Source organism: Acidipropionibacterium jensenii, assembly GCF_005890135.1.
Classification (GTDB): Bacteria; Actinomycetota; Actinomycetes; order Propionibacteriales; family Propionibacteriaceae; genus Acidipropionibacterium; species Acidipropionibacterium jensenii.
In genome coordinates, this window is the sequence record NZ_CP040635.1 from 22,561 (window position 1) to 44,741 (window position 22,181).

Sequence of the window (22,181 nt, forward strand, 5' to 3'; positions counted from 1 at the left end):
GCCGTCGGACTGCGAGGGCACTCTCAGCGCCTGACTGGACCGTCGATCGTCCGGGCCGCCTTGGCGAAGTCGTCCCCACGGGCCGCGTAACCGGGCCAGATGTCCAGGCTCGCGCAGCCGGGGGCCATCAGGACGGTGTCGCCGGCCTGGGCCATCTCGGCAGCCCGGTGGACCGCCTCGGCCATCACGGAACGGTCAGTCGAGTCGAGGACCACCACGGGAACCTGAGGAGCGAGGCGGGCCAGCGTCTCGGCGATCATCTTCCGGTCGATGCCGATCACCACGGCGCCGCGCAGCTTGTCGCGGTGGGTGGTGACCAGGTGGTCGAAGTCGGTGCCCTTGGCCTGACCCCCGGCGATCCACACGATGTGGTCGTAGGCCCGCATCGAGGAGTTCGCGGCGTGCGGGTTGGTGGCCTTCGAGTCGTCGACCCAGGTGAGCCCGCCGGCCTGGTGCACGGTCTCGATGCGGTGGCCTCCCAGGTGGAGGTCGCGCAGTCCCTGGGCGACCGCGCGGGGGTGCACCCCGAAGGACCGGGTGAGGGCGGCAGCCGCCAGGGCGTTCTCCACGTTGTGGGGGGCGAAGGGGTGGACGTCGGACAGCTTGGCCAGCTCGATGGCCGAGCTCTGGCGCTGCTCGAGGAAGGCGCGGTCGACGATCTGGTCGTCGACCACCCCGACCATCGAGGGGCCCGGGGTGCCCAGGGTGAACCCGATGGCACGGGCCCCCTCCACCACGTCGGCCTGCTCGACCATCCGCTCGGTCGCCGGGTCGGCGACGTTGTAGACGCAGGAGTGCTGCACCCGGTGGAAGATCTTGGCCTTGTCGGCGCCGTAGGCGGCGAACGGGTCGGGATGATCGGCGTACCACTCCAGGTGGTCCTGGTGCAGGTTGAGCACCGCCGCAGAGTGCAGGGACAGCGACGAGGACCAGTGCAGCTGGAAGCTGGACAGTTCGACGGCGAAGACCTGGTAGTCGACCTCGTCGGCCATCGCCTCCAGGATCGGCCGCCCGATGTTGCCGACCGCCGCGGCCCGCAGACCGTCTGCCTTGAGGATCGCCTCGGTCATCTGGGTGGTGGTGGTCTTGCCGTTGGTGCCGGTGACGGCCAGCCAGGGGATCACGTGGTCGGGGTGCATCAGCCGCCAAGCCAGCTCCGGCTCGCCCCAGACCGGGATGCCGGTGGCCAGCGCCTCGGCCACCAGCGGTTGGAGCGGTCGCCAGCCGGGAGAGACGATCACCAGATCGGTGTCCTGCGGCAGGGACGCGGTGGAGCCGGGCCCCAGGTGCACGGTGGCGCCGAGCACCTCGAGCAGTCCGCCCTTGTCCCGGTGCCCCTCGTCGATGGCGTCGTCGACGACCGTCACCTGGGCGCCGAGCTCCAGCAGGGCGTCGGCCGAGGCGTACCCGGAGGTGCCCAGACCGGCGATCACCGCCCGCACCCTGGTCCAGTCGAAGGTCCGGTCGGCCCCGGCCAGCTGCTGCCTCACGTCGTTCCTGTCGTTCACTGTCCGACCACCCATTCCGCGTAGAAGATTCCCAGTCCCGCCGCCACCATCAGACCGCAGATGATCCAGAACCGGATCACCACGGTGATCTCATTCCATCCCTTGAGCTCGAAATGGTGGTGCAGCGGTGCCATCTTGAACACCCGTTTGCCGCCCGTCATCTTGAACACGCTGATCTGGATGATCACCGACAGGGTCTCGATGACGAACAGGCCACCGATGACGATGAGGAGCAACTCGGTGCGACTCATCACCGCGAGCCCGGCGACCGCGCCGCCGATGGCCAGCGATCCGGTGTCGCCGAGGAAGATCTTGGCCGGCTTCGCGTTCCACCACAGGAATCCGAAACAGGCCCCTGACAGGGCCAGCGCCACGACGGCCATGTCGTGGGGGTCGCGGACCGTGTAGCACTGCGGGCCGGCATGGCCGGTGCACCACTGGTTGAACTGCCACAGGCTCAGCAGGGTGTAGGCGGCGAACACCATGGTCGCCGAGCCGGGCGCCAGACCGTCCAGCCCGTCGGTGAGGTTGACGGCGTTGGAGGCTCCCGCGACGAGCAGGATGACCCAGATCACCCCGAGCCACAGCGGCAGCTGCAGCCACGAGATGTCGCGCAGGAAGGAGATCGCCGAGGATCCGGGGGTGACACCGACGCGGTTCGGGAAGTACATCACCCCGACCGCGAAACCGATCGCCACGATGGCCTGGCCAATGAGTTTGCCGCGGGGTTTCAGGCCCAGCGAGCGCTGGTTGGAGATCTTGCGCCAGTCGTCCAGGAAGCCGATGAACCCCAGGCCGGCGAACAGCCACAGGACCAGCAGGGCCGAGATCGTGACATGGGTCCAGGTGATGAGGTGGGCCAGGAAGTAGGCGACGATCACCGAGACGATGATGGCGGCCCCACCCATCGTCGGGGTGCCCTTCTTGGCGGCGTGGGTCTTGGGACCGTCGTCGCGGATGAACTGGCCGAAGCCGCGCTTGGCGAGGTAGCCGATCAACCACCGGGTACCCAGAAGGGTGCCCAGCATCGATATTCCACCCGCCAGCAGAATGTTCTTCACGCCCGGCCTCCCTTGTCGTCCAGGATCTCCGCGGCGACCCTCTCAAGCCTCAGGGTCCTGGATGCCTTGACCAGCACGACATCATGCGCGAACCAATCTACCGAACCGGCGACCTGGGTGGCATCCACCACGCGGGACTCCACTCCCCCCTCGGCGACGCCGCCGGCCAGGTCGGCGGCGTGCTCGCCCAGGCACAGCACCAGGTCGAATCCCGCCCGGGCCGCCTGGCGGCCGGCCTCGCGGTGCAGTTGCGGTGCGCTGGGTCCGAGCTCGCGCATCTCCCCCAGCACCGCGATCCCCCGGGTCGCGGGGTCGTGCCCACGTCTCCTGGAGAGGATCCCCGACAGCGCGTCGAGGGCGGCTCTCATCGAGTCCGGGTTGGCGTTGTAGCAGTCGTTGACCACGACCAGTCCGTCCCGCCGCTCATCGAGCTCCATCCGCCAGGGCGACCTGCTGGTCGCCGCCGACAGCCGGGCCGCGATGGTGGCGGCGTCCATCCCGCAGCAGGCGGCGGCCGCGGCGGCGGCGACTGCATTGGCCACCTGGTGGGCGCCCATCGTGCGCAGCCGGACCTGTTCGGCCGACTCGGTGCCACCGGAGCGCAGATGGAGGGTGAAGCTGTGGCGCTCCAGGTCGTCGTAGCTCACCTGGTCGGCCCAGGCCTCGATGGCGGCCCCGGGGTGACGGTGGGAGTCGTCGGGACTGAACCAGGCGATCTGACCGGCGGTCCGCGAGGTCATCGCGGCGACCCGGTGATCGGCGGCGTTGAGGACCGCCCACCCGCCGGCCTCCAGAGCCTCGACGATCTCCCCCTTGGCGGCGGCGATCGCATCGCGGGAGCCGAACTCCCCCAGGTGCGCGGTCCCGACGTTGAGCACCATCGCCACGTCGGGGGGCACGATCGAGGTGAGCCACGCGATGTGGCCCTTGCCGCGGGCGCCCATCTCACTCACCAGGAAGTCGGTCTTCTCGTCGATCCCGCAGGCGGTGAGCGGGACGCCGATCTCATTGTTGAAGCTGCCCACCGGGGAGACCGTCGCTCCGGCGGCGTCCAGCACCTGGGCGAGGATGTCCTTGGTGCTGGTCTTGCCCGAGGAACCGGTCAGCGCGACAGCCCGCATCCCGCGCGCCCTCTCGAGGGCCACCAGGTGACGGGCCAGATCGGTGAGTCCCTGCTGGGAGTCGGAGACCACCAGGTGCGGCAGGTCGGCATCGGTGAGCCGGGTGGCCAGCACCGCCGCGGCTCCCGCCCGGGCCGCCGCCCCGGTGAAGTCGTGGCCGTCGACCCGCTCCCCGGGAAGTGCGACGAACAGGCTCCCCCGGTCGGCCAGCCGGGTGTCGATGACGACCCGGGGGCCCACCGGGGTGTCGGCCTCCCCACTCAGCCGGGCTCCGATGGCGGCCGCAATCTCCGACGTGGTCAGGATCCTCATGCCTTCTGGTCCTCTCCGTTCCCCGCGTGGGCATTCTCGACGTGTGCTGTGCCAAGCCGGGCTGGATCACGCCGGGCCGGATCAACCCGGGCTGGGCCGTCGGACTCGTTCTCCGCGGCCTCCCCGCCCGGGTCGGTGTCGCCGGCCCTGAACCTCTCCAGAGCGCTCCACTGCTGGCCGGCCACCACCCGATCGTCGAAGGGCATCACCCGGCCGGCGATCTCCTGGCCCGTCTCGTGCCCCTTGCCGAGGATCGCGACGAGGTCATCGGGGCCGGCCAGCTCCAGGGCGGTGCTGATCGCCCGGCGGCGGGCACCTCCGTCGACGACCTGACGGTCCCCGGGCACCGACCTGGCCCCCTCCAGCACCTCGGCCCGGATCGAGGCCGGATCCTCGGAGCGAGGGTTGTCGTCGGTGACGACCACGACGTCGGCCTCCTGGGCCGCGGTCCGACCCATCGGCCCCCGCTTGGCGACGTCGCGGTCGCCACCCGCCCCCAGGACGGCGACCAGCCGTCCCCGGGTGGCGGTGCGGGCGGCCCGCAGGGCCTCCCCGATCGCCTGGGGGGTGTGCGCGAAGTCCACCAGCACCTCGGGGGCGCCCGGGTCCAGCGGCACCCGCTGCATCCTGCCCGGCACCTGGGCGATCGCCAGCCCGGGGGCCACCGACTCGAAGTCGTGCCCGGCGGCCTCCAGCATCGCCAGGGCCATCACCGCGTTGCGGACGTTGAACTCCCCGGGCAGGCTGAGGTGCAGCTGGCGACGGCCCGAGGGGGTGTCGACCTCCAGCTCACTGCCCAGTCCGCCCTCGGGACGCCAGCTGACCACCCGGTAGTTCGAGGGCGCCTCGATCGAGGTGGTGATGACCCGGACCCGGCCCAGGACTCTCACCTCGTCGGCCAGTCGTCGGCCGTGCTCGTCGTCGACGTTGATGACCGCGACGCGGCTGAGTTCGGAGCTGAAGAGCCGGGCCTTGGCCCGGTAGTAGTTCTCCATCGTCTTGTGGAAGTCCAGGTGGTCGCGGCCCAGATTGGTGAATGCGGTGACGTCGAAGAGGGTGCCGTCGACCCGGTGCAGGGCCAGCGCGTGGGAGGAGACCTCCATCACGGTGTCGCTGGCGCCGTGGTCGGCCAGCGCGGCGAACAGGGCCTGCAGGTCCGGGGACTCCGGGGTGGTGATGGTGGTTCTGGCGCTGGCCAGCGGATGGCCGGCCAATCGGTAGCCGATGGTGCCGATGCTGCCGGCGCAGCGTCCGGCGGCCAGCAGACCGGCCTCCACCAGGAAGGCGGTGGTGGTCTTCCCGTTGGTGCCGGTGATCCCGTACATCGTCATCCGCTCGGCCGGGCGACCGAAGATGAGGGCCGAGGCGCGGGACATCGCGATCCTCAGCTGGTCGACCACCAGGGCGGGCACCTGGTCCAGGCCGTTGTCGGCCAGGATCTGGCGGCCGGCGTCATCGGTGAGCACTGCGACCGCCCCGGAGTCGAGGGCCTGACCGGCGAACTGGGCGCCGTGGAAACGGGTCCCCGGCAGCCCGACGTACAGGTCGCCGGGATCCACCTGCCGGGAGTCCAGGGTGATGCCGCGAACCCCGGTCCCGGGCAGCTCGCCGACCACCGTGGCGCGGGGCAGCACCTCGAGCAGGTCCTGCCACCCGGTGGTGCGCACCACGGAGGGGCGCAGCAGGTGGGAGGAGGGCAGATGGGACGAGGCAGGGCTCACGGCTGATACTCCAGAACGGCTCTGGGGGCCTTCGTGGTGGAGGGTTCAACACCGTACCGGGGCAGCGCCACAGACATGATCCGCTGTGCCACCGGAAGGGCGACCCCACTTCCCTCATGGCCCTTGACGGGATTGTTGAGGACGACATAGGTGAGGATGCTCGGATTCTCGGCCGGGCCGACCCCCACGAAAGACGCCGTGTAGCCACGGTAGCAGTGACAGCTCGGATCGATGCGCTGAGCAGTTCCGGTCTTGCCGATGGTCCGGTACCCCTTGACGGCGCGATCGGGCTCCAGGGTCACCACCGCCTCCATCATGTCGCGCACCTGGGCCGAGGCCTTGGCGGAGATCACCCTGCGACTGGCCGACCCGGGGACCTTCACCTGCTCCCCGTCCCCGTTGCGCGCAGAGCGGATGATGGTCGGCGAGTGGTAGACGCCGCCGTTGACGATCGCGGCGACCGCCGCCGCCTCCTGGACCGCGGTCACCGACAGTCCCTGCCCGAAGGAGATCTGGTCCCGGGTGAAGTCGGCCATCGAGGCGCCGGGTACCGACCCGGTGGCCTCCCCGGGAAGCCCGATTCCGGTTGTCGAGCCCAGCCCGAAGGACCGCAGGTATCGGGCGAGGGTGGCCTTGTCCATCTTGCGGGTGAGCAGAGTGGTGCCGATGTTGGAGGAGTAGGCGATCACTCCTCGGGTGGTGAGGTTGAGGGTGCCGTGACTGAAGGCGTCCTTGATGGTGCCGCCTCCCGAGCTGATCGACGGCGGCACCACCAGGTGCGAGTCGGCGGTCACCAGTCCCTTGTCGGCCAGCGCGGCCATGGTGAGCACCTTCTGCACCGATCCTGGCTCGTAGGCGTCCTGGACCGCGTGATTGATCATCTCGTTGCCGGTGGCCGAGCCCGCCTTGCTGGAGTCGAAGGTGGGCATCGAGGCCATCGCCAGGATCTCGCCGGTCTTGACATTCATCACGATGGCCTCGCCACTGGCCGCCCTGGTGTTGGCCACCGCGCTGGCCAGGGCGTTCTGGACGGTGAGCTGCATGCTGGCGTCCAGGGTCAGGGTGTAGTCGGTCCCGTTGACAGCCGGCACCAGGGTGTCGCGGCCCAGCGGGATCCGGCCGTAGGTCGACGCCTCGTAGGACTCCCGGCCCTTGGTCCCGCTCAGCTGCTTGTTGAGGGAGTACTCCAGTCCCCCGGCGCCCACCCCGTCCTGGTTGACGAAACCGATGACGTTGGAGGCCAGGGTGCCCGAGGGATAGGTGCGCACCGGATCATGGGTCGCGTTGATGCCGTACCACTTGCCCGCGGCCAGGGCCTTGCGGATCAGGTCGTAGGTGTAGCTGGGGACGTGCTTGCGCACCAGGGAGTACCGCGCCAGGGTGCCGTCGGGCTTCCTGCTGGTGACCATCTCGCGGTAGTCCTCGGGGGTCCCGCCCAGGTAGCGGGCCAGCACCTTGGCGATCGCCTTGGGGGCCGCCGCCGCCTTCTGGGTCTCCAGCGGGCCCATCGAGACACGCTCGTCGACGCCGTTGCGGCTGATCATCAGGGGGTCCGCGAAGACCAGCACGGCCGGTTCGCTGGCCGCCAGCACCGTGCCGTTCCGGTCGGTGATCTGTCCACGGTCGGGATAGAGGTCGTAGGCCTGCTGGATCTTCTTCGCCGCCGAGGCCGCGTAGGCCGGGGCCTTGATGGCCTGGAGCTGGAGGGCACGGCCCGCCAACGCCGACATCGCCAGCAGAATGAACACCAGGGCGAGGGTGAGCCGTCCGCGCTGGCTGGCGAGGGCGGTGTGACGCGGTGGGCGCGGCCTTGGACCGATCGCCGATGATCCCCGAGCCGGCCTGGCCGTTCCCGGCCGGTCGGAGGTCATCGAGTTCCCGCCGACACCGGGGCCCTGGTGAGGTCCTCGACCTCATTTCCGGTGACCTTGTGCGGGGTGCCGATCACCTTGCCGGTGCGCAGATCGATGAAGGCCGGAGTGAGATTGGGCACCATGCCGAGATCGGAGGCGGCGCTCTGGAGACTGGTCGGGGACCTCTTGACGTCGATCTTGCTGCTCAGCGCGGCCTGCCGGTGGGACAACGAGTCGACCGCCGCCTTCTTCTCGGCGATCGCCGCCGACTGGCTCTGCAAGGAGGTGTTGAGCACCAGAGCGACCACCAGTCCCAGAGCGAGGATCAGCAGCACCACGACGGTGAAGGCGAGATTGCCCATCTGTCCCGCGGCACGGGGCACCGCCCGCAGCAGGGGTCTGCGACGCTCCCGCTGGGACCCGGGACGGGAGAACCAGCCGGACGGCGTCGCGATCTCGGCGCTCATACTTCCTCCTTGATTCTCTGCACGGCCCTCAGGCGGGCCGAGCCGCTGCGCGGGTTGGTGGTGAGCTCATCGGCGTCGGGCCGCTCGGCCCCCCTGGTGAGGGTGATGAAACGGGCCGTCATCGACTCGGGGACGACCGGAAGTCCGGCCGGTGCCGAGTCCGAGGAGGCGGCCCGGAAGGCCTCCTTGACGGGCCGGTCCTCCAGGGAGTGGTAGGCCAGCACCGCCATCCGACCGCCGACCGCCAGGCGGGACAGCGCCTCGGGGATGACCCGGGCGAGGGTGTCCATCTCCCCGTTGACCGCGATCCTCAGCGCCTGGAAGGTCTTCTTGGCCGGGTGACTGTGGCTGCGTCGGCGCACCGCGGCCGGGATGGCCCCGCTGATCACCTCGACCAGTCGGGCGGAGCTGGTGAAGGGCTGTTCCTCGCGGGCCGCCACGATGGCCGCGGCGATCCGGCCGGCGAACCTCTCCTCGCCGTATCGCGAGATGATCCGGGTGAGCTCCTGGCGGGAGTCGGCATTGACCAGATCGGCCGCCGTGCGCCCCTTCTCCTGGTCCATCCGCATGTCCAGGGGGGAGTCGACCGAGTAGGCGAACCCACGGTCGGCGCGATCGATCTGCAGGGAGGACAGTCCGAGGTCGAGCAGCACGGAGTCGACCCGGGCGAGCCCCAGGTCGTCCAGAACACTCGGGAGCTCGTCATGGACGGCGTGGACCAGGTGCACGCGGTCGCCGAACCGGGCCAGCCGGCGTCCGGCCAGTGCCAGGGCCTGGGTGTCTCGGTCGATGCCGACCAGGCTGGCGGCCGGACAGGCCTCCAGAACCGCCTCGGCATGGCCCCCCATGCCCAAGGTCCCGTCGACATGGACGGCCCCGGGATGGTTCAGCGCAGGAGTCAGCAGCGCAACCACCCGGTCACGCATCACGGGCTGGTGGAGGGAGTCGCTCCCGATGGTCGGGGCGGGGTCGGCGCAGGAGGCACCCTCGGGTGCGCCGTCTGTCCGACCCATCGGTTCCCTCCCGCATACCTGTCATCGTGGAACGAGGTTCCGGCCCGACGAGACCACCTGGCACAGGGGAAGTTGTGCCAGGGGATCTGCGTCGGGACGAAGCCACGCCCCGCGTGTCCGTCACCGTCGTCCCCAGTGCTGTTGGTCACTGGGAGGAGCCGTCGGTGAAGACCTCCTCGTTCATCTCGGCGAACACCGATTCCTGCTCGGTGGAGTAGCGCTCCCACTCGGCGGCGTCCCACACCTCGACGCGGGTGATCGCCCCGACCACGACGATGTCCTTGGACAGCCCGGCGTACTGCCGCAGCGTCGGCGGGATCATCACCCTGCCCTGCTTGTCGGCGACCGTGTCCGAGGCGCCGGCCGCCAGCATCCGCTGGTAGTCGCGCACCTTCTTCACACTCACCGAACCCTTGGCGATCTCCTGGGTCATGGCCACGAAGGTGGCCGTCGGATAAATGGCCAGGCAGTGATCCTGACCCCTGGTGAGTACCAGTCCGCCGTCCAGCTCCTCGCGGAACTTCGCCGGGAGGAAGAAACGGCCCTTCTCGTCGAGCCGCGGAGTGTGTGTACCCAGGAACACCTGGCACCTCCTGATCGTCGAGAGCACCATCTCGCTCCACCGCGCTCCACCATACTCCACAACTCCCCACCGGGTTGCCCTCTCGGAGGCGATCCGCGGATGACACCTCGAGGCCGGTCCGGCGGGCCCGGCGGGCCGCCCCGAGTAGGATCTGCACGAGTGGGACCGAGTGGACGCGAGGAGTGGGACCATCTCCTCGCGAGAAACCGAGCAGAACCAGTGGAGTCAGCAGCACCAACCCGCAGGAGGACGCAAGTGATCGAGTCTGTCCAGGATGTCGTCGAGGTGATGGACCGGGTCCGGGCCGCGGTGGCAAGCGTGATCGAGGGCAAGTCCGACCGCATCGACACCGCGCTGGTCGTCCTGCTGGCCGAGGGTCATCTGCTGCTCGACGACGTCCCCGGGGTCGGCAAGACGATGCTCTCGAGGACCATCGCGCGGTCCATCGACTGCACGGCCCGACGAATCCAGTTCACCCCCGACCTGCTGCCCTCCGACATCACCGGGGTCAGCGTCTTCAACCAGCAGACCCGCGAGTTCGAGTTCAAGCCGGGCGGCATCTTCGCCAACATCGTGGTCGGCGACGAGATCAACCGGGCCTCCCCCAAGACCCAGTCCGCGCTGCTCGAGGCGATGGGCGAGCGTCAGGTATCGGCAGACGGCGTCACCCACCAGCTGGAGGCCCCGTTCATGGTGGTCGCCACCCAGAACCCCGTCGAGATGGAGGGCACCTACCACCTGCCCGAGGCCCAGCGCGACCGGTTCATGGCCCGGATCACGATGGGCTACCCGGAGCGGGCGGCCGAGCTGGAGATGCTCGAGCACCACGGCGCCAGCAATCCGCTGGACTCCCTGGAACCGGTGGCCACCGCCGAGGACATCCGCGCCCTGGTGGCCGTCGTGCGCACCGTCTACGCCGCTCCCGCCGTGATGGACTACATCGTCGACATCACCGAGGCCACCCGCAACCACCCGGACCTGCGGCTGGGCGCCTCCCCCAGGGCCAGCCTCCACATGCTGCGGGCAGCCCGGGCCAGGGCCGCGATGAGCGGCCGTGACTACGTCATCCCCGACGACATCCAGGCGCTGGCGGTGCCCGTGCTGGCCCACCGGCTGATCCCCTCGGCCCACGCCCAGCTCGACGGACGCGCCCTGGCCGACGTCGTCAACGCCATCGTGGCAGACACCCCGCTGCCGGAACGGAGCTGACCGGGTGCGGCTCTGGCGACACCTCACACTGCGCGGACGGGTCCTCCCGATCTGCGGAATCCTGCTCACCGTGGCCAGTCTCGGCCTCGGTCAGCGCGACATGGCCTGGGTGGGGCTGCTGCTCATCCTGCTGCCGGTCCTGGGACTGCTGCTGGTCACCTCCACCCGGCTGAGGATGAGCTGCGTCCGTGAGGTCGAACCCTCCCAGTGCCCCCTCGGCGAGACGATGGCGGTGCGCACCACCCTCAACCGGGGACAGGGGATGCCGATCGGCGTGCTGCGCTTCGAGGAGACCGTTCCGCGCGCCCTGGGGCTGCGACCGCGGTTCAGCGTGCACACCCTGGCGCGCAGATGGCGACGCAGTATCGACTACACCCTCACCGGGCGCGCCCGCGGCAGGTACACCGTCGGCCCGATGCTGGTGCGGGTCTGCGACCCCTTCGGCACCGCGGTCTCGGACCACCAGTTCGCCGCCACCAACCAGGTGATGGTCACCCCGCGGGTGTGGCCCCTGCAGCATCTCGGCAAGGTCGCCGGGACCGGCCGCAGCGGCGAGACGATCCCCCAGCAGATCGGCACCCAGGGTCAGGACGACGTCCTCATCCGGGAGTACCGGCAGGGCGACGACCTGCGTCGGGTGCACTGGCGCTCGAGCGCCCACCAGGGTGACCTCATGGTGCGCCGCGAGGAGCAGTCCTGGGATCCCGCGGCCACCGTGCTGCTGGACTCGCGGGCCGAACGGCACTCCGGTCTGGGCGCCCAGGGATCCTTCGAGTGGTCGGTCTCGGCCGCCGCCTCGGTGTGCTCCCACCTTCTCAGGAGCGGCTACCAGGTGCGCCTGGCCGACGCCTCCGGCCCGGTGATGACCTCTGCGGAGGTCGATCTGGGAGCGGCCCTGGAGCGTTCCCTCACCACTCTCACCGACCAGCGGATCGGCAAGGAGGAGGATCTTGTCGCGGCCGCCCGTGCCTGCACCGGTCGCCAGGCCGGCGAGACGGTGGTGGCCATCCTGGGACGCCTGAGCCAGGCCGACGTCCTCCCCCTGGACGTCGCCCGGACCGGACACACCCAGGCACTCGCCCTGGTGCTGGACACCGACTCCTTCACCGCACGCCGGTTCCGGGGCACCCCGGAACAGGCCGATGAGCACGACCAGGTGGTCGACCAGCTGCGCGGGCAGGGCTGGTCGGTCGTCACGGTGCACCACGGAGACACCGTCCCGGCCGCCTGGCAGGGGTTCGAGCAGATCGGAGCATCCCGATGAGCGCCCCCAGCGCAGAGCGGACCAGCAGGAACCGGACCAGCGGGAATCAGCCCGGTGCGGACCCGTCCGGTACCGGCGCGGGCGGGATCGAGCCGACCAGTCGGCCCCCGCTGCGCAGCTCCGATCTTCCGATGTGCTGCGCGATCGCGCTGGCCATGATTCTTGCCACCCTGGCACTGAGCCCGCTCACGGTGGACCGCAGCTTCTGGCTGCTGGCCGGGTTGACGGTGCTCATCCTCGAGGGCCTGTCGGCGCTGGGGCACCGGTTGCGACTGGCTCCCTGGCTGATCCATCTCGTCCAGCTCCTGGTCCTGGCGGCGATCGGGGTGGGACTCGGCCTGTCGGCCGCCCACGAACTGGGTCTGACCGGCTCCCTGCCCTCCCAGCTGTGGCAGCTGTGCCTGAACTCCTCGGTGGTCGCCCAGACCCAGCCCGCGCCGATGCCGGCCCATGTCGGCGTCCGCTGGCTCACCGTCCTGCTCGTCGGCGTGGTGACCATCCTCGCCGATGTCCTGACCCTGAGCCTGGAGAGCCCGGTGTGGGCGACCGCCCCGCTGCTCACCATCTATGTCATCCCGGCGCTGGCCGCCGAGCAGGCCGCGACCTGGTGGAGCTTCGCCCTGATCGCGGTCGGCTACCTGGTCGTGCTCGCCACCGAGCAGTTCTGCCTCAGTCGACGGTGGACCCGCAATCTGTCCGGGGACACCGCGAGGGCCTCGCGGGTGGCAGCCGGAGTGCCACTGGCCGGGCTCGGCACCGCCCTCGCGGTGCCGGCCGTGGTGCTCTCCCTGGTGCTGGGCAGTGCGCTGCCGACATTCGGCAGTCTCGACATCGACTCGGCCCGCCCTCGCGGCTCCGGTCCGATGCAGCTCACCGATCCGACCATCGATCTCCAGCAGAATCTCACCACCCAGTCCCGGCAGGTCGTGCTGAGCTACCAGACCTCCAGTCGCACCGGGGAGTACCTGCGGATGGCCTCGCTGACCCGGGTGGACGCGTCAGGCTGGCACCTCGCACCGGTCGATCTGTCGACCACCGCCCCCGACAGCACTCCCGGGCTCGACATCGCCAGCAGCCGGCGCACCGTCCAGGTGAGCATCGGCGACTTCGGATCGGAGTTCCTTCCCGCGCCCTACGCCCCGGTCTCCACCACGGCCGGCGGGCAGTGGTCGTGGGATCCGGGCAACCTCACCATCATCAGCACCTCGGACGACCGGGACGACGCCACCCGCAACCTCCGCTACTCGGTGACCTCCGAGCAGCCCGACCTCGACACCGCGGACTTCGCGAGCGCGGCCGCCGGCACCCCCGCCGACCGCACCACAGTCGCCGTCCCGAAGGACACCCCCCAGGCCATCATCAGACTGGCCCGCTCGGTGACCGCCGGGGCCACCACCCCGGTGGAGCGGGCCGCGGCCATCCAGGACTACCTGCGCGATCCCCGACGGTTCACCTACAGCACCAGCGCACCTCCCGGCGACGGCTTCGACGTGATGACGAACTTCCTCACCAGGAGCCGATCGGGGTACTGCATCCACTTCGCCGCGGCGATGGCCCTGATGGCCCGCGTCGAGGGCATCCCCTCCCGGGTCTCGATCGGCTTCCTGCCCGGCACCCGGACGAACGGCGCCTGGCAGGTCCGTGGCTCGAACATGCACGCCTGGCCCGAGCTCTACTTCCAGGGTTACGGCTGGGTGCGCTACGAGCCGACCGCGGCGGTCGGCCAGTCCCCCACCTGGTCGGTGCAGAACCCGAACTCCGTCCCCCAGACGCAGTCCTCGGCCGACGCCACCGAGTCGGCCAGCGCGGCGGCGACCCCCTCGGCACCGTCGGCGAGCACCTCGGCGGGCGCTGCCTCCTCGGCCCCGGCGTCCTCCCAGGAATCCGGACCGTCGCTTCCCTGGCGCACCATCCTGATGAGCCTGGCCGGGGTGCTCGTGGTGGCCCTGCTGGCCTGCACCCCGATGCTGTTGAGGGCCGGCAGACGTCGCCGCCGGTTGTCGTCGGGTGACCCGTCGGCCCTGGTGGCCGGTGCCTGGCGGGAGGTCCACGACTCGTGGACCGACCACGGCCTGAGCTGGGCGGCACTCAGTCCGCGCGCCCAGCTCGCGGCTGTCTCGGACCAGCTGGGGCCAGAGGGCGCAGCGGCCCTCGGTCGACTGGCCGGGGCCGAGGAGAGGGCCCGTTACGCCCGCTCCCTCGGCGAGATCGGAGATGTCGGCGGCGATGTCGAGGTCATCCGGAAGGGGCTCGCCGCAGCAGACACTCCCCGGGCCCACTGGCTGGCCACCTGGTGGCCACGCTCCCTGTGGCACAGGTGACCGCGGTCAGCGATCAGCGGGGTCAGCGCTCGCAGGCGATGCCGTCCCTGTCGGCGTCCAGGCGCTTGTTGTACCTCATCGCCTGGTTGTAGAGGGAGTCGGACCGCTTGAAGGTGGTGACCGGGCGGCGCTTCGCCTTGCCGACCACCCTGTCCTTGGCCTTCGCCCGGCCCACGCCGTGCGGGTAGGCCTTGTTGACGGTGCTGCAGTTCCTGGTCCAGGAGGGTGCTCTGGTGGCCGCTGATGAGGAGGTTGTGGAGACCCCGGTGAGACCTCCGGCCACCAGGGCGGCGCTCAGCGCCAGTGATGCGATGCGACGACGTGTCATGAGCGCACCGTAGCGACGCCGGTCACCGGCGTCCACCGGGGGCCCGGATGAGCGAGGTGGGAATCAGCGCTGTCCGTCGCTGCGACGGCGCCAGCGCTCCTCCATCCTCTGGGTGAAGCTGCGCCCGGTGCCGGCCGGATGGGATCCGCGCGTGGCAGCCGAGCCGCCCTTGCCGGTCGGGGCCCCCTTGCCACCGCCCTTGTGCTGGAGTCCGCTCATCAGCGTCACCGCGCTCACCAGCATCACCACGAAGCCCAGGATGCTGACGATGATGTTGACGATCGCCTCAAGTTCCATCCCGACCAGCAGGAGCACCAGTCCGATGACGATCCCGAGCACCGACCACAGTGTGCGGCCACGGGGTGGACGTCGTTTTCCGGTGCGCCCCTTCGGCCTCGGGGCGTTGCGCGAGAAGTTGCGGGCGAAACCGGGATCGTCGGCTGACAGGGACTCCTCGAGTTCCGCGAGCCGCCGCTGCTCCTCTGCTGAGAGTGGCACGTCGCGCCTCCTTCATCAGTCGATCCCCAGTGGGGTTGACAGACGTCATCTGGTGCTCCCAAGTCTAGGTCGCACCCGGTTCGCGGGGAAACCGATCAGCCCAACTGACAGCAACTGACAGCAACCGCCGATCTCCCGCGGTCCCGTTGCCCGTCCTGGTGCCGCGACCGTTCCTGCTGTGCTGCCCGCGCGGTGATGACCTCGCCTTCGGGCAGATCCCCGGTGACCTCCCGGTCGAAGTGCCATACTTCCTCGTGAGGCCCGCCTTCACGGCAGGGACGCGCCCGCACCGACCGAACTGCACCGAGGTGCTCAGGAAGGCCCATCCATGACCCATCACGATCTCCGCCACTCGCCGCTCGAGTCCGTGCACGAGGAGGCCGGGGCGACCTTCACCGAGTTCGCCGGCTGGCGGATGCCGGTCCGCTACACCTCGGATCTCGATGAGCACCGTGCGGTCCGCACCGGGGCGGGGGTCTTCGACCTGTCCCACATGGGCGAGATCCGGTTCAGCGGCCCTCAGGCGGGGGCGGCTCTCGACCATGCCCTGTCGGGAAATCTGTCCGGACTGGCCACCGGCCGGGCCAAGTACACCCTGCTGCTCACCGAGGAGGGCGGGATCCTCGACGACATGGTCGTCTACCACCTGGCGGACGACGACTACCTGGCGGTGGTCAACGCCGCGAACCGGGAGGTCGACCTGGCCGAGCTCACCACCCGGTCAGCGGGATTCGACGCCGAGGTCGTCGACGAGTCGGCCGACACCGCCCTCATCGCGGTCCAGGGGCCCCGGGCCGCCGCCATCGTCGTCCAGACCATGGCGCAGTCGAACCTGGACCCCGAGGAGCTGGCCGCACTGCGGTACTACCGGTGCTGCGCGGGACGGTTCGAGGGGGATCCGGTACTCATCGCCCGCACCGGCTACACCGGGGAGGACGGATTCGAGCTGTACTTGCCGGCCGGGACGGCCAGCCGGATGTGGCGGGCGCTCACCGCGACCGGGGACCTCACACCCTGCGGCCTGGCCTGTCGCGACACCCTTCGTCTGGAGGCCGGGATGCCTCTGTACGGCCACGAGCTCACCACCTCGACGCGGCCCTCGCAGGCCGGCCTGGGCCGGGTGGTGTCCTTCACCAAGTCCGACGATTTCGTCGGACGGCGGGCTCTGGAGGGCCGCGACGCCTCCGGCGACCGGGTCCTGGTCGGTCTGGCCGGGGAGGGCCGCCGGGCCGCCCGGGCCGGATACTGGGTGCTCGACGCCGACGGGACCACGGTCGGCGAGGTGACCTCGGGAGTGCTCTCCCCCACCCTGGGTCATCCGGTGGCGATGGCCTACGTGGATCCGGGCCTCGCCGGGACCGGGACCGCGCTGTCGGTCGACGTGCGGGGCACCCCCATCGCCTTCACGGTGGTGCCGCTGCCCTTCTACCACCGATCCTGACCCCCGACCACCCCCAGAGAACCAGCGCCGACCGCACACGACAGCCCCGACCGCACACGACAAGCACAGGAGACACACATGACACGCGATGACCTGCTCTACTCCAAGGAGCACGAGTGGCTCTCCACCGATGGCACCGGAACGGCCACGGTCGGCATCACCGACTACGCGACCCAGGAACTGGGAGATGTGGTCTTCGTCTCCCTGCCGCAGGTCGGCCAGCAGGTGAGCGCCGGAACCGCGATCGGCGAGGTGGAGTCGACGAAGTCGGTCTCCGACCTGTTCTCACCGGTGAGCGGCACCGTCACCGAGGTCAACGAGAAGCTCGCCGAGGCACCGGAGCTGGTCAACAGCGACCCCTTCGGCCAGGGATGGCTGTTCAAGGTGGAGTACACCGAGGAACCCACGGACCTGCTCGGCCGCCAGGAGTACCTGGCACTGACCGCCGACTGACTGCCGACTGCTGCCCCGATCCGGACCACTGCTCCCCCCGATTCCCGGCCCGACGGCCCACCCGCCGGCTCCCCGTTGAAAGGACCACCATGCCCGCCAACCGTCCGTCATCTGCCGATCAGACCTTCGCGGCGCGTCATGTCGGTGTCATCGGCAGGGACCGGGAACGCGCCCTCGCCGAGCTGGGAGCGGACTCCCTGGACGAGCTCATCGAGCTGGCGGCACCGGCCGACATCCTGACCCCGGTGACGGCGCCCAGCCTGCCGCCGGCGGCGGACGAGGCGAGCGTGCGCGCGGAGCTGGCCCGTCTGGCCGGCCGCAACCGGGTCACCCACGCCCTGATAGGCCAGGGGTTCCACGGCACTCTCACTCCCGCGGTGATCCGCCGCAATGTCTTCGAGAACCCGTCCTGGTACACCGCCTACACCCCGTACCAGCCGGAGATCTCCCAGGGACGACTGGAGGCACTCATCACCTTCCAGCAGATGGTGGAGGACCTCACCGGCCTGCCGGTGGCCAACTCCTCCCTGCTCGACGAGGCGAGTGCCGCCGCCGAGGGGATGTTGCTGGCCCGGCGCGCCTCCCGGGCCAGGACCTCCCGGTTCATCGTCGGGCGGGCCCTGCTTCCCCAGGTGCGTGCCGTGGTCGCCGGGCGGGCGGCCGCTCTAGACCTGGAACTGGTGGAGGCCGATCTCACCGATCCGGCATCATGGCGGCCCGAGGTCGAGCAGGGGTGCTTCGGCCTGCTGGCCGCCTACCCGGATGCCGAGGGACGGGTCTGGGACCCCAGAGAGGTCTTCGAGGCGGTCCACGAGGCCGGTGGGATCTGCGTGGCCGAGTGCGACATTCTCGCCCTGGCGATGCTCACTCCGCCCGGGGAACTGGGCGCCGATGTGGCCGTCGGGACGACCCAGCGGTTCGGCGTCCCGATCGGCTACGGCGGTCCGCACGCCGGCTACATGGCGGTGCGCAAAGGCCTGGAGCGCCAGATCCCCGGCCGCCTGGTGGGGATGTCCAGGGACGCCGACGGCGTCCCCGCCTACCGGTTGGCCCTGCAGACCCGCGAGCAGCACATCAGGCGCGACCGGGCGACCTCCAATATCTGCACCGCGCAGGTGCTGCTGGCCGTGATGGCGGCGATGTACGCCGTGTGGCACGGGCCGGAGGGGATCCGGCGGATCGCCCAGCAGGTCCACGACCGGACGGTGGCGCTGGCCGAGGCGCTGGGCGCGGCGGGGCTGGATCCGGCCGAGGGGCCGTTCTTCGACACGCTGCGGATCAGGCTTCCCGGGCGGGCCGAGGAGATCTGGCTGCGCGCCCGCCAGGCCGGGTACACGCTGGCCCTGCTGGACGCCGACACCTTGGGACTGAGTCTCGACGAGACCGTCACCGCCGAGGACGTCACCGCCCTGGCCGGGCTGATCGGGGGACGCCACACCGACGCCGGGGCCGGCGCGGACGCCGCCTGGGAGTGGCCGGGCGCCCTCATCCGGACCAGCGACTTCCTCACCCACCCGGTGTTCACCAGCTACCGCTCCGAGACCTCTTTCATGCGCTACCTCAAGCGGCTGGCCGATCGCGACTACGGGCTGGACCGCGGCATGATCCCGCTGGGCTCGTGCACCATGAAGCTCAACGCGGCCGTGGAGATGGAGCCGGTGAGCTGGCCGGAGTTCGCCGACCTGCACCCCTTCGCACCGGCCGACGATGCCGCCGGGACCCTGCAGCTGATCGACGACCTGGAGACCTGGTTGGCCAAACTGACCGGCTACGACACCGTGAGTCTGCAGCCCAATGCCGGCTCCCAGGGGGAGTACGCCGGTCTGCTGGCCATCCGCGGCTACCAGCACTCCCGCGGCGAGGACCAGCGCCGGGTCTGCCTGGTGCCCTCCTCGGCCCACGGCACCAATGCCGCCTCGGCGGCGCTGGCCGGACTGCGGGTGGTGGTGGTAGGCTCCGATGACCAGGGCAACATCGATCTGGCCGATCTGGCCGCCAAGATCGAGGCCAACGCCGACCAGTTGGCGGCGATCATGCTCACCTACCCGTCCACCCACGGCGTCTACGAGGCCAAGGTGCGCCGGGTGTGCCAGATGGTCCACGACGCCGGCGGGCAGGTCTACATCGACGGGGCCAATCTCAACGCCCTGCTCGGGGTGGCCCGACCCGGCGAGATCGGCGGGGACGTCTCCCACCTGAACCTCCACAAGACCTTCGCCATCCCGCACGGGGGCGGCGGACCGGGAGTCGGACCGGTGGCCGTCAAGGCCCACCTGGCACCCTTCCTTCCCGGCCATCCGCAGAGCCCGCGCCACGACCATGTCAACACCCGGGGCGGCAGCCTGGAGCACGGCAGTGCGCCGGTGGCGTCGGCCCCCTACGGCTCGGCCTTGGTGCTGCCCATCTCGTGGGCCTACATCCGGCTGATGGGTGTGGACGGCCTGCGGGAGGCGACCGGCCAGGCCGTCCTCAACGCCAACTACGTGGCCAGGCGGCTGCAGAGCCAGATCCCGGTGCTGTACACCGGGGCCAACGGTCTGGTGGCCCACGAGTGCATCCTCGACCTGCGCCCGCTCACCCACCGGACCGGGATCAGCGTCGACGACGTCGCCAAGAGGCTCATCGACTACGGCTTCCACGCCCCGACGATGTCCTTCCCGGTGGCCGGCACGCTGATGGTCGAGCCCACCGAGTCCGAGGACCTGGCCGAGCTGGACCGGTTCTGCGACGCGATGGGGGCCATCGTCGCCGAGGCCGACAGGGTGGCCGAGGGGGCCTGGCCGGCGGACGACAACCCGCTGGTCAACTCCCCCCATCCGGCATACCGGTTGATGGCCGACGACTGGCAGCACCCCTACTCCAGGAAGGTCGCGGCCTATCCCGGGGTCGCCGCCTCAGCCGGCCGGGACGAGGAGTCCGGTCTCCACATGAACCCGGTGACCCGGATCCAGGCGAAGTACTGGCCCCCGGTGGGCCGCATCGACAACGCCTTCGGCGACCGACACCTGGTCTGCTCCTGCCCTCCCCCCGAGGCCTTCGAGGAGGTCTAGGACGGATCGACCGCCCGGCGGGCCGCCCGCCGGGCGGCGCTGCCGGCGATCAGCGAGTCGACGGTCAGCACGATGAGGGCGATCCACACGATCCCGAAGCCGATCCACCGGGAGGTCGACATCGACTCGCCGAGCACGGCGACGCCGACGATCAGCTGCAGGATCGGGGTGATGAACTGGATCAGCCCGATCAGCGACAGCGGTATCAGCCGGGCCGCCTCGGCGAAGAAGAGCAGCGGCAGGGCGGTCACCACACCCGAGAGCACCAGAAGTCCGGTGTGCACCCCCGCCGGTGCCAGGAAGGTCGAGCCGCCCTGGATCTGGAGGACGACGAGGAAGGCCAGGGCGACGGGGGCCAGGGTGGCGCTCTCGGCTCCCAGGGACTGCCAGGGGTCCAGCGAGACACCGATCCGGTTCTTCGCCAGCCCGTAGAGGCCGAAGCTGAAGGCCAGCACCAGAGCGGTCCACGGCACCGTCCCGGTGGAGACGGTGAGGAAGACCGCGGCCACCAGCCCGATGCCGACCGCCACCCACTGGAGCCGGCGCAGCGTCTCGTGCAGGACCAGCACCCCCAGCCCGATGGTGACCAGGGGGTTGAGGAAGTACCCGAGGGCGGCGTCGGTGGTGTGGCCGGCGCGAACCGCCCAGACATAGGTGCCCCAGTTGCAGGTGATGAGGACCCCGGCCAGGGCGACGCCGGCGGCCAGCCCGCGGTGGTGGAGCAAGTCGCGCAGCCATTCCCAGTCGCGGCGCCAGAGCAGCACCACGGCGCAGGTGGCCATCGTCCACAGGATCCGGTGGGCCAGGATCTCCATCGCGCCGGCCGGGGCGAGTGCCACGAAGTAGAGCGGGAAGGCGCCCCAGAGCCCGTAGGCGATGAGGGCTGCGGTGACGCCGCGCCCCCGGGAGGCCTCCGCCGAGGGGGCCGAGGGGGACGGTTCCGAGGAGATCACCGCGCAAGAGTAGCCCGCCTCCGCGGTATCCGATGACCGGTTCCACAGGCACCGATGCCGCTGCGGATGACACCTCGCCGATAGGCTCTGACGGGTGAGTGATCAGACCGTCGTCTCCGCCCGTGGCCTGCGCAAGGTCTACGGAGACTTCGTGGCGGTCGACGGCATCGACTTCCGGGTCCGCCCCGGCGAGTCCTTCGGCCTGTTGGGACCCAATGGCGCCGGGAAGTCCACCACGATGCGGATGATCGGCGGCACCCTGGGCCGCTCCGGGGGAACGCTCACGGTTCTGGGCCTGGATCCCCAGCAGCGCGGCCCCCAGGTCCGCGCCCACCTCGGCGTGGTCCCGCAGTCCGACAACCTCGACGAGGAGCTCACCGTCGGCGACAACCTGCTGACCTACGGCCGGTACTTCGGCCTGCCCACCTCCTGGCTGCGCCCCAAGGTCGCCGACCTGCTGGCCTTCGCCCAGCTCACCGAGAAGTCCGCGGAGAAGGTCCGCAATCTGTCGGGCGGCATGAAGCGGCGTCTCACCATCGCACGGGGGCTCATCAACGAACCCGGCATCCTGCTGCTCGACGAACCCACCACCGGTCTGGACCCGCAGGCCCGCCACATCCTGTGGGACCGGCTGTTCCGACTCAAGGAGCAGGGGGTCACCCTCATCGTCACCACCCACTTCATGGACGAGGCCGAGCAGCTGTGCGACCGGCTCATCGTCGTGGACCACGGCCGGATCATGGCCGAGGGCTCCCCCGCCGACCTCATCGGCCGGTACTGCTCCCGGGAGGTCCTGGAGCTCCGGTTCGGGTCGGCCCGCAACGGTGAGGCGGTGGCCGCACTGGAGGATGTCGGGGAGCGCCGCGAGGTGCTGCCCGACCGGATCCTGGTCTACGCCGAGTCCGGGGACACCGCGATGGCCGCGGTGACCGCCCGCGGGCTCGAACCGATCACCTCGCTGGTGCGTCGCACCAGCCTGGAGGACGTCTTCCTCACCCTCACCGGCCGCTCCCTCATCGACTGAC

The 22,181-nt window shown here is 70.3% G+C and carries 18 protein-coding genes; 7 read left to right on the top strand and 11 right to left on the bottom strand.

Going from position 1 to position 22,181, the window contains the following annotated elements; all coding sequences use genetic code 11:
- Window positions 1-23: 23 nt before the first annotated feature.
- The 8 genes from murD to mraZ all read right to left on the bottom strand — a co-directional run bounded on the left by murD (window position 24) and on the right by mraZ (window position 9,639).
- Window positions 24-1,523, bottom strand: a complete 1,500-nt coding sequence (gene murD, locus FEZ32_RS00115) for a UDP-N-acetylmuramoyl-L-alanine--D-glutamate ligase (RefSeq protein WP_028703112.1) — start codon at window positions 1,521-1,523, stop codon at window positions 24-26.
- Window positions 1,505-2,569 (bottom strand): phospho-N-acetylmuramoyl-pentapeptide-transferase, encoded by a 1,065-nt coding sequence (mraY, locus tag FEZ32_RS00120; protein WP_138679614.1) that lies wholly within the window; start codon window positions 2,567-2,569, stop codon window positions 1,505-1,507. The genes murD and mraY overlap by 19 nt, the downstream gene beginning before the upstream one ends.
- Window positions 2,566-4,002: a UDP-N-acetylmuramoyl-tripeptide--D-alanyl-D-alanine ligase gene (locus FEZ32_RS00125; protein ID WP_138679615.1), complete on the bottom strand. Its 1,437-nt coding sequence runs from the start codon at window positions 4,000-4,002 to the stop codon at window positions 2,566-2,568. The genes mraY and FEZ32_RS00125 overlap by 4 nt, the downstream gene beginning before the upstream one ends.
- Window positions 3,999-5,723, bottom strand: a complete 1,725-nt coding sequence (locus tag FEZ32_RS00130) for a UDP-N-acetylmuramoyl-L-alanyl-D-glutamate--2,6-diaminopimelate ligase (RefSeq protein WP_476692234.1) — start codon at window positions 5,721-5,723, stop codon at window positions 3,999-4,001. Before FEZ32_RS00130 ends, FEZ32_RS00125 begins: the two co-directional genes overlap by 4 nt.
- Window positions 5,720-7,453, bottom strand: coding sequence for a peptidoglycan D,D-transpeptidase FtsI family protein (locus FEZ32_RS00135; protein WP_244937996.1), 1,734 nt, complete (start codon window positions 7,451-7,453; stop codon window positions 5,720-5,722). Before FEZ32_RS00135 ends, FEZ32_RS00130 begins: the two co-directional genes overlap by 4 nt.
- A 137-nt stretch (window positions 7,454-7,590) precedes the next feature.
- Window positions 7,591-8,043, bottom strand: coding sequence for a cell division protein FtsL (gene ftsL, locus FEZ32_RS00140; RefSeq protein ID WP_051238295.1), 453 nt, complete (start codon window positions 8,041-8,043; stop codon window positions 7,591-7,593).
- On the bottom strand, window positions 8,040-9,056 hold the full coding sequence (gene rsmH, locus FEZ32_RS00145) for a 16S rRNA (cytosine(1402)-N(4))-methyltransferase RsmH (RefSeq protein ID WP_051238296.1): 1,017 nt from the start codon (window positions 9,054-9,056) through the stop codon (window positions 8,040-8,042). Before rsmH ends, ftsL begins: the two co-directional genes overlap by 4 nt.
- Before the next feature lie 145 nt (window positions 9,057-9,201).
- On the bottom strand, window positions 9,202-9,639 hold the full coding sequence (gene mraZ / locus FEZ32_RS00150) for a division/cell wall cluster transcriptional repressor MraZ (protein ID WP_028703117.1): 438 nt from the start codon (window positions 9,637-9,639) through the stop codon (window positions 9,202-9,204).
- Between the two features lie 288 nt (window positions 9,640-9,927).
- On the opposite strand from mraZ, the gene FEZ32_RS00155 reads away from it, so the two are divergent.
- The 3 genes from FEZ32_RS00155 to FEZ32_RS00165 all read left to right on the top strand — a co-directional run bounded on the left by FEZ32_RS00155 (window position 9,928) and on the right by FEZ32_RS00165 (window position 14,433).
- Window positions 9,928-10,848 (top strand): AAA family ATPase, encoded by a 921-nt coding sequence (locus tag FEZ32_RS00155; RefSeq protein WP_036981598.1) that lies wholly within the window; start codon window positions 9,928-9,930, stop codon window positions 10,846-10,848.
- A 70-nt stretch (window positions 10,849-10,918) separates the two neighbouring features.
- The gene (locus FEZ32_RS00160; protein ID WP_138679617.1) at window positions 10,919-12,112 is read left to right on the top strand and encodes a DUF58 domain-containing protein; all 1,194 of its coding nucleotides are present in this window, start codon (window positions 10,919-10,921) and stop codon (window positions 12,110-12,112) included.
- Window positions 12,109-14,433, top strand: coding sequence for a transglutaminase TgpA family protein (locus tag FEZ32_RS00165; RefSeq protein WP_138679618.1), 2,325 nt, complete (start codon window positions 12,109-12,111; stop codon window positions 14,431-14,433). Before FEZ32_RS00160 ends, FEZ32_RS00165 begins: the two co-directional genes overlap by 4 nt.
- A 22-nt stretch (window positions 14,434-14,455) precedes the next feature.
- On the opposite strand, the gene FEZ32_RS00170 is transcribed toward FEZ32_RS00165, so the two are convergent.
- Together FEZ32_RS00170 and FEZ32_RS13415 are read right to left on the bottom strand one after the other, a co-directional pair.
- Window positions 14,456-14,761 (bottom strand): excalibur calcium-binding domain-containing protein, encoded by a 306-nt coding sequence (locus tag FEZ32_RS00170; RefSeq protein WP_051238299.1) that lies wholly within the window; start codon window positions 14,759-14,761, stop codon window positions 14,456-14,458.
- Between the two features lie 63 nt (window positions 14,762-14,824).
- Window positions 14,825-15,259 carry a DUF3040 domain-containing protein gene (locus tag FEZ32_RS13415; RefSeq protein ID WP_175415681.1) on the bottom strand — a complete coding sequence of 145 codons (435 nt, stop codon included), beginning with the start codon at window positions 15,257-15,259 and terminating at the stop codon, window positions 14,825-14,827.
- Window positions 15,260-15,587: 328 nt separating this feature from the next.
- Between FEZ32_RS13415 and gcvT the strand changes: the two genes are divergently transcribed.
- From gcvT to gcvP, 3 genes are all read left to right on the top strand, one after another.
- Window positions 15,588-16,700 (top strand): glycine cleavage system aminomethyltransferase GcvT, encoded by a 1,113-nt coding sequence (gcvT, locus tag FEZ32_RS00180; RefSeq protein WP_138679619.1) that lies wholly within the window; start codon window positions 15,588-15,590, stop codon window positions 16,698-16,700.
- A gap of 78 nt (window positions 16,701-16,778) precedes the next feature.
- Window positions 16,779-17,153, top strand: a complete 375-nt coding sequence (gene gcvH, locus FEZ32_RS00185) for a glycine cleavage system protein GcvH (RefSeq protein ID WP_028703123.1) — start codon at window positions 16,779-16,781, stop codon at window positions 17,151-17,153.
- Window positions 17,154-17,242: 89 nt separating this feature from the next.
- Window positions 17,243-20,203, top strand: a complete 2,961-nt coding sequence (gene gcvP / locus FEZ32_RS00190) for an aminomethyl-transferring glycine dehydrogenase (protein WP_138679620.1) — start codon at window positions 17,243-17,245, stop codon at window positions 20,201-20,203.
- Here the strand turns inward: gcvP and rarD are convergent.
- Window positions 20,200-21,156 (bottom strand): EamA family transporter RarD, encoded by a 957-nt coding sequence (gene rarD / locus FEZ32_RS00195; protein WP_244937875.1) that lies wholly within the window; start codon window positions 21,154-21,156, stop codon window positions 20,200-20,202. The genes gcvP and rarD overlap by 4 nt on opposite strands.
- 94 nt (window positions 21,157-21,250) lie before the next feature.
- Between rarD and FEZ32_RS00200 the strand changes: the two genes are divergently transcribed.
- Complete coding sequence (locus FEZ32_RS00200; protein WP_028703125.1) at window positions 21,251-22,180, top strand: ABC transporter ATP-binding protein; 930 nt, start codon at window positions 21,251-21,253, stop codon at window positions 22,178-22,180.
- The last annotated feature ends 1 nt before the right edge of the window (window position 22,181 follow it).

Bases quoted from the DNA above. Each gene is read 5' to 3' on its own strand.
- gcvH (WP_028703123.1), top strand. From the start codon at position 16,779: ATGACACGCGATGACCTGCTCTACTCCAAGGAGCACGAGTGGCTCTCC.
- gcvP (WP_138679620.1), top strand. From the start codon at position 17,243: ATGCCCGCCAACCGTCCGTCATCTGCCGATCAGACCTTCGCGGCGCGT.
- FEZ32_RS00165 (WP_138679618.1), top strand. From the start codon at position 12,109: ATGAGCGCCCCCAGCGCAGAGCGGACCAGCAGGAACCGGACCAGCGGG.
- gcvT (WP_138679619.1), top strand. From the start codon at position 15,588: ATGACCCATCACGATCTCCGCCACTCGCCGCTCGAGTCCGTGCACGAG.
- ftsL (WP_051238295.1), bottom strand. From the start codon at position 8,043: ATGAGCGCCGAGATCGCGACGCCGTCCGGCTGGTTCTCCCGTCCCGGG.
- FEZ32_RS00135 (WP_244937996.1), bottom strand. From the start codon at position 7,453: ATGTCGGCGTTGGCGGGCCGTGCCCTCCAGCTCCAGGCCATCAAGGCC.
- FEZ32_RS00170 (WP_051238299.1), bottom strand. From the start codon at position 14,761: ATGACACGTCGTCGCATCGCATCACTGGCGCTGAGCGCCGCCCTGGTG.
- rsmH (WP_051238296.1), bottom strand. From the start codon at position 9,056: ATGGGTCGGACAGACGGCGCACCCGAGGGTGCCTCCTGCGCCGACCCC.
- FEZ32_RS00125 (WP_138679615.1), bottom strand. From the start codon at position 4,002: ATGAGGATCCTGACCACGTCGGAGATTGCGGCCGCCATCGGAGCCCGG.
- murD (WP_028703112.1), bottom strand. From the start codon at position 1,523: ATGGGTGGTCGGACAGTGAACGACAGGAACGACGTGAGGCAGCAGCTG.
- FEZ32_RS00155 (WP_036981598.1), top strand. From the start codon at position 9,928: ATGGACCGGGTCCGGGCCGCGGTGGCAAGCGTGATCGAGGGCAAGTCC.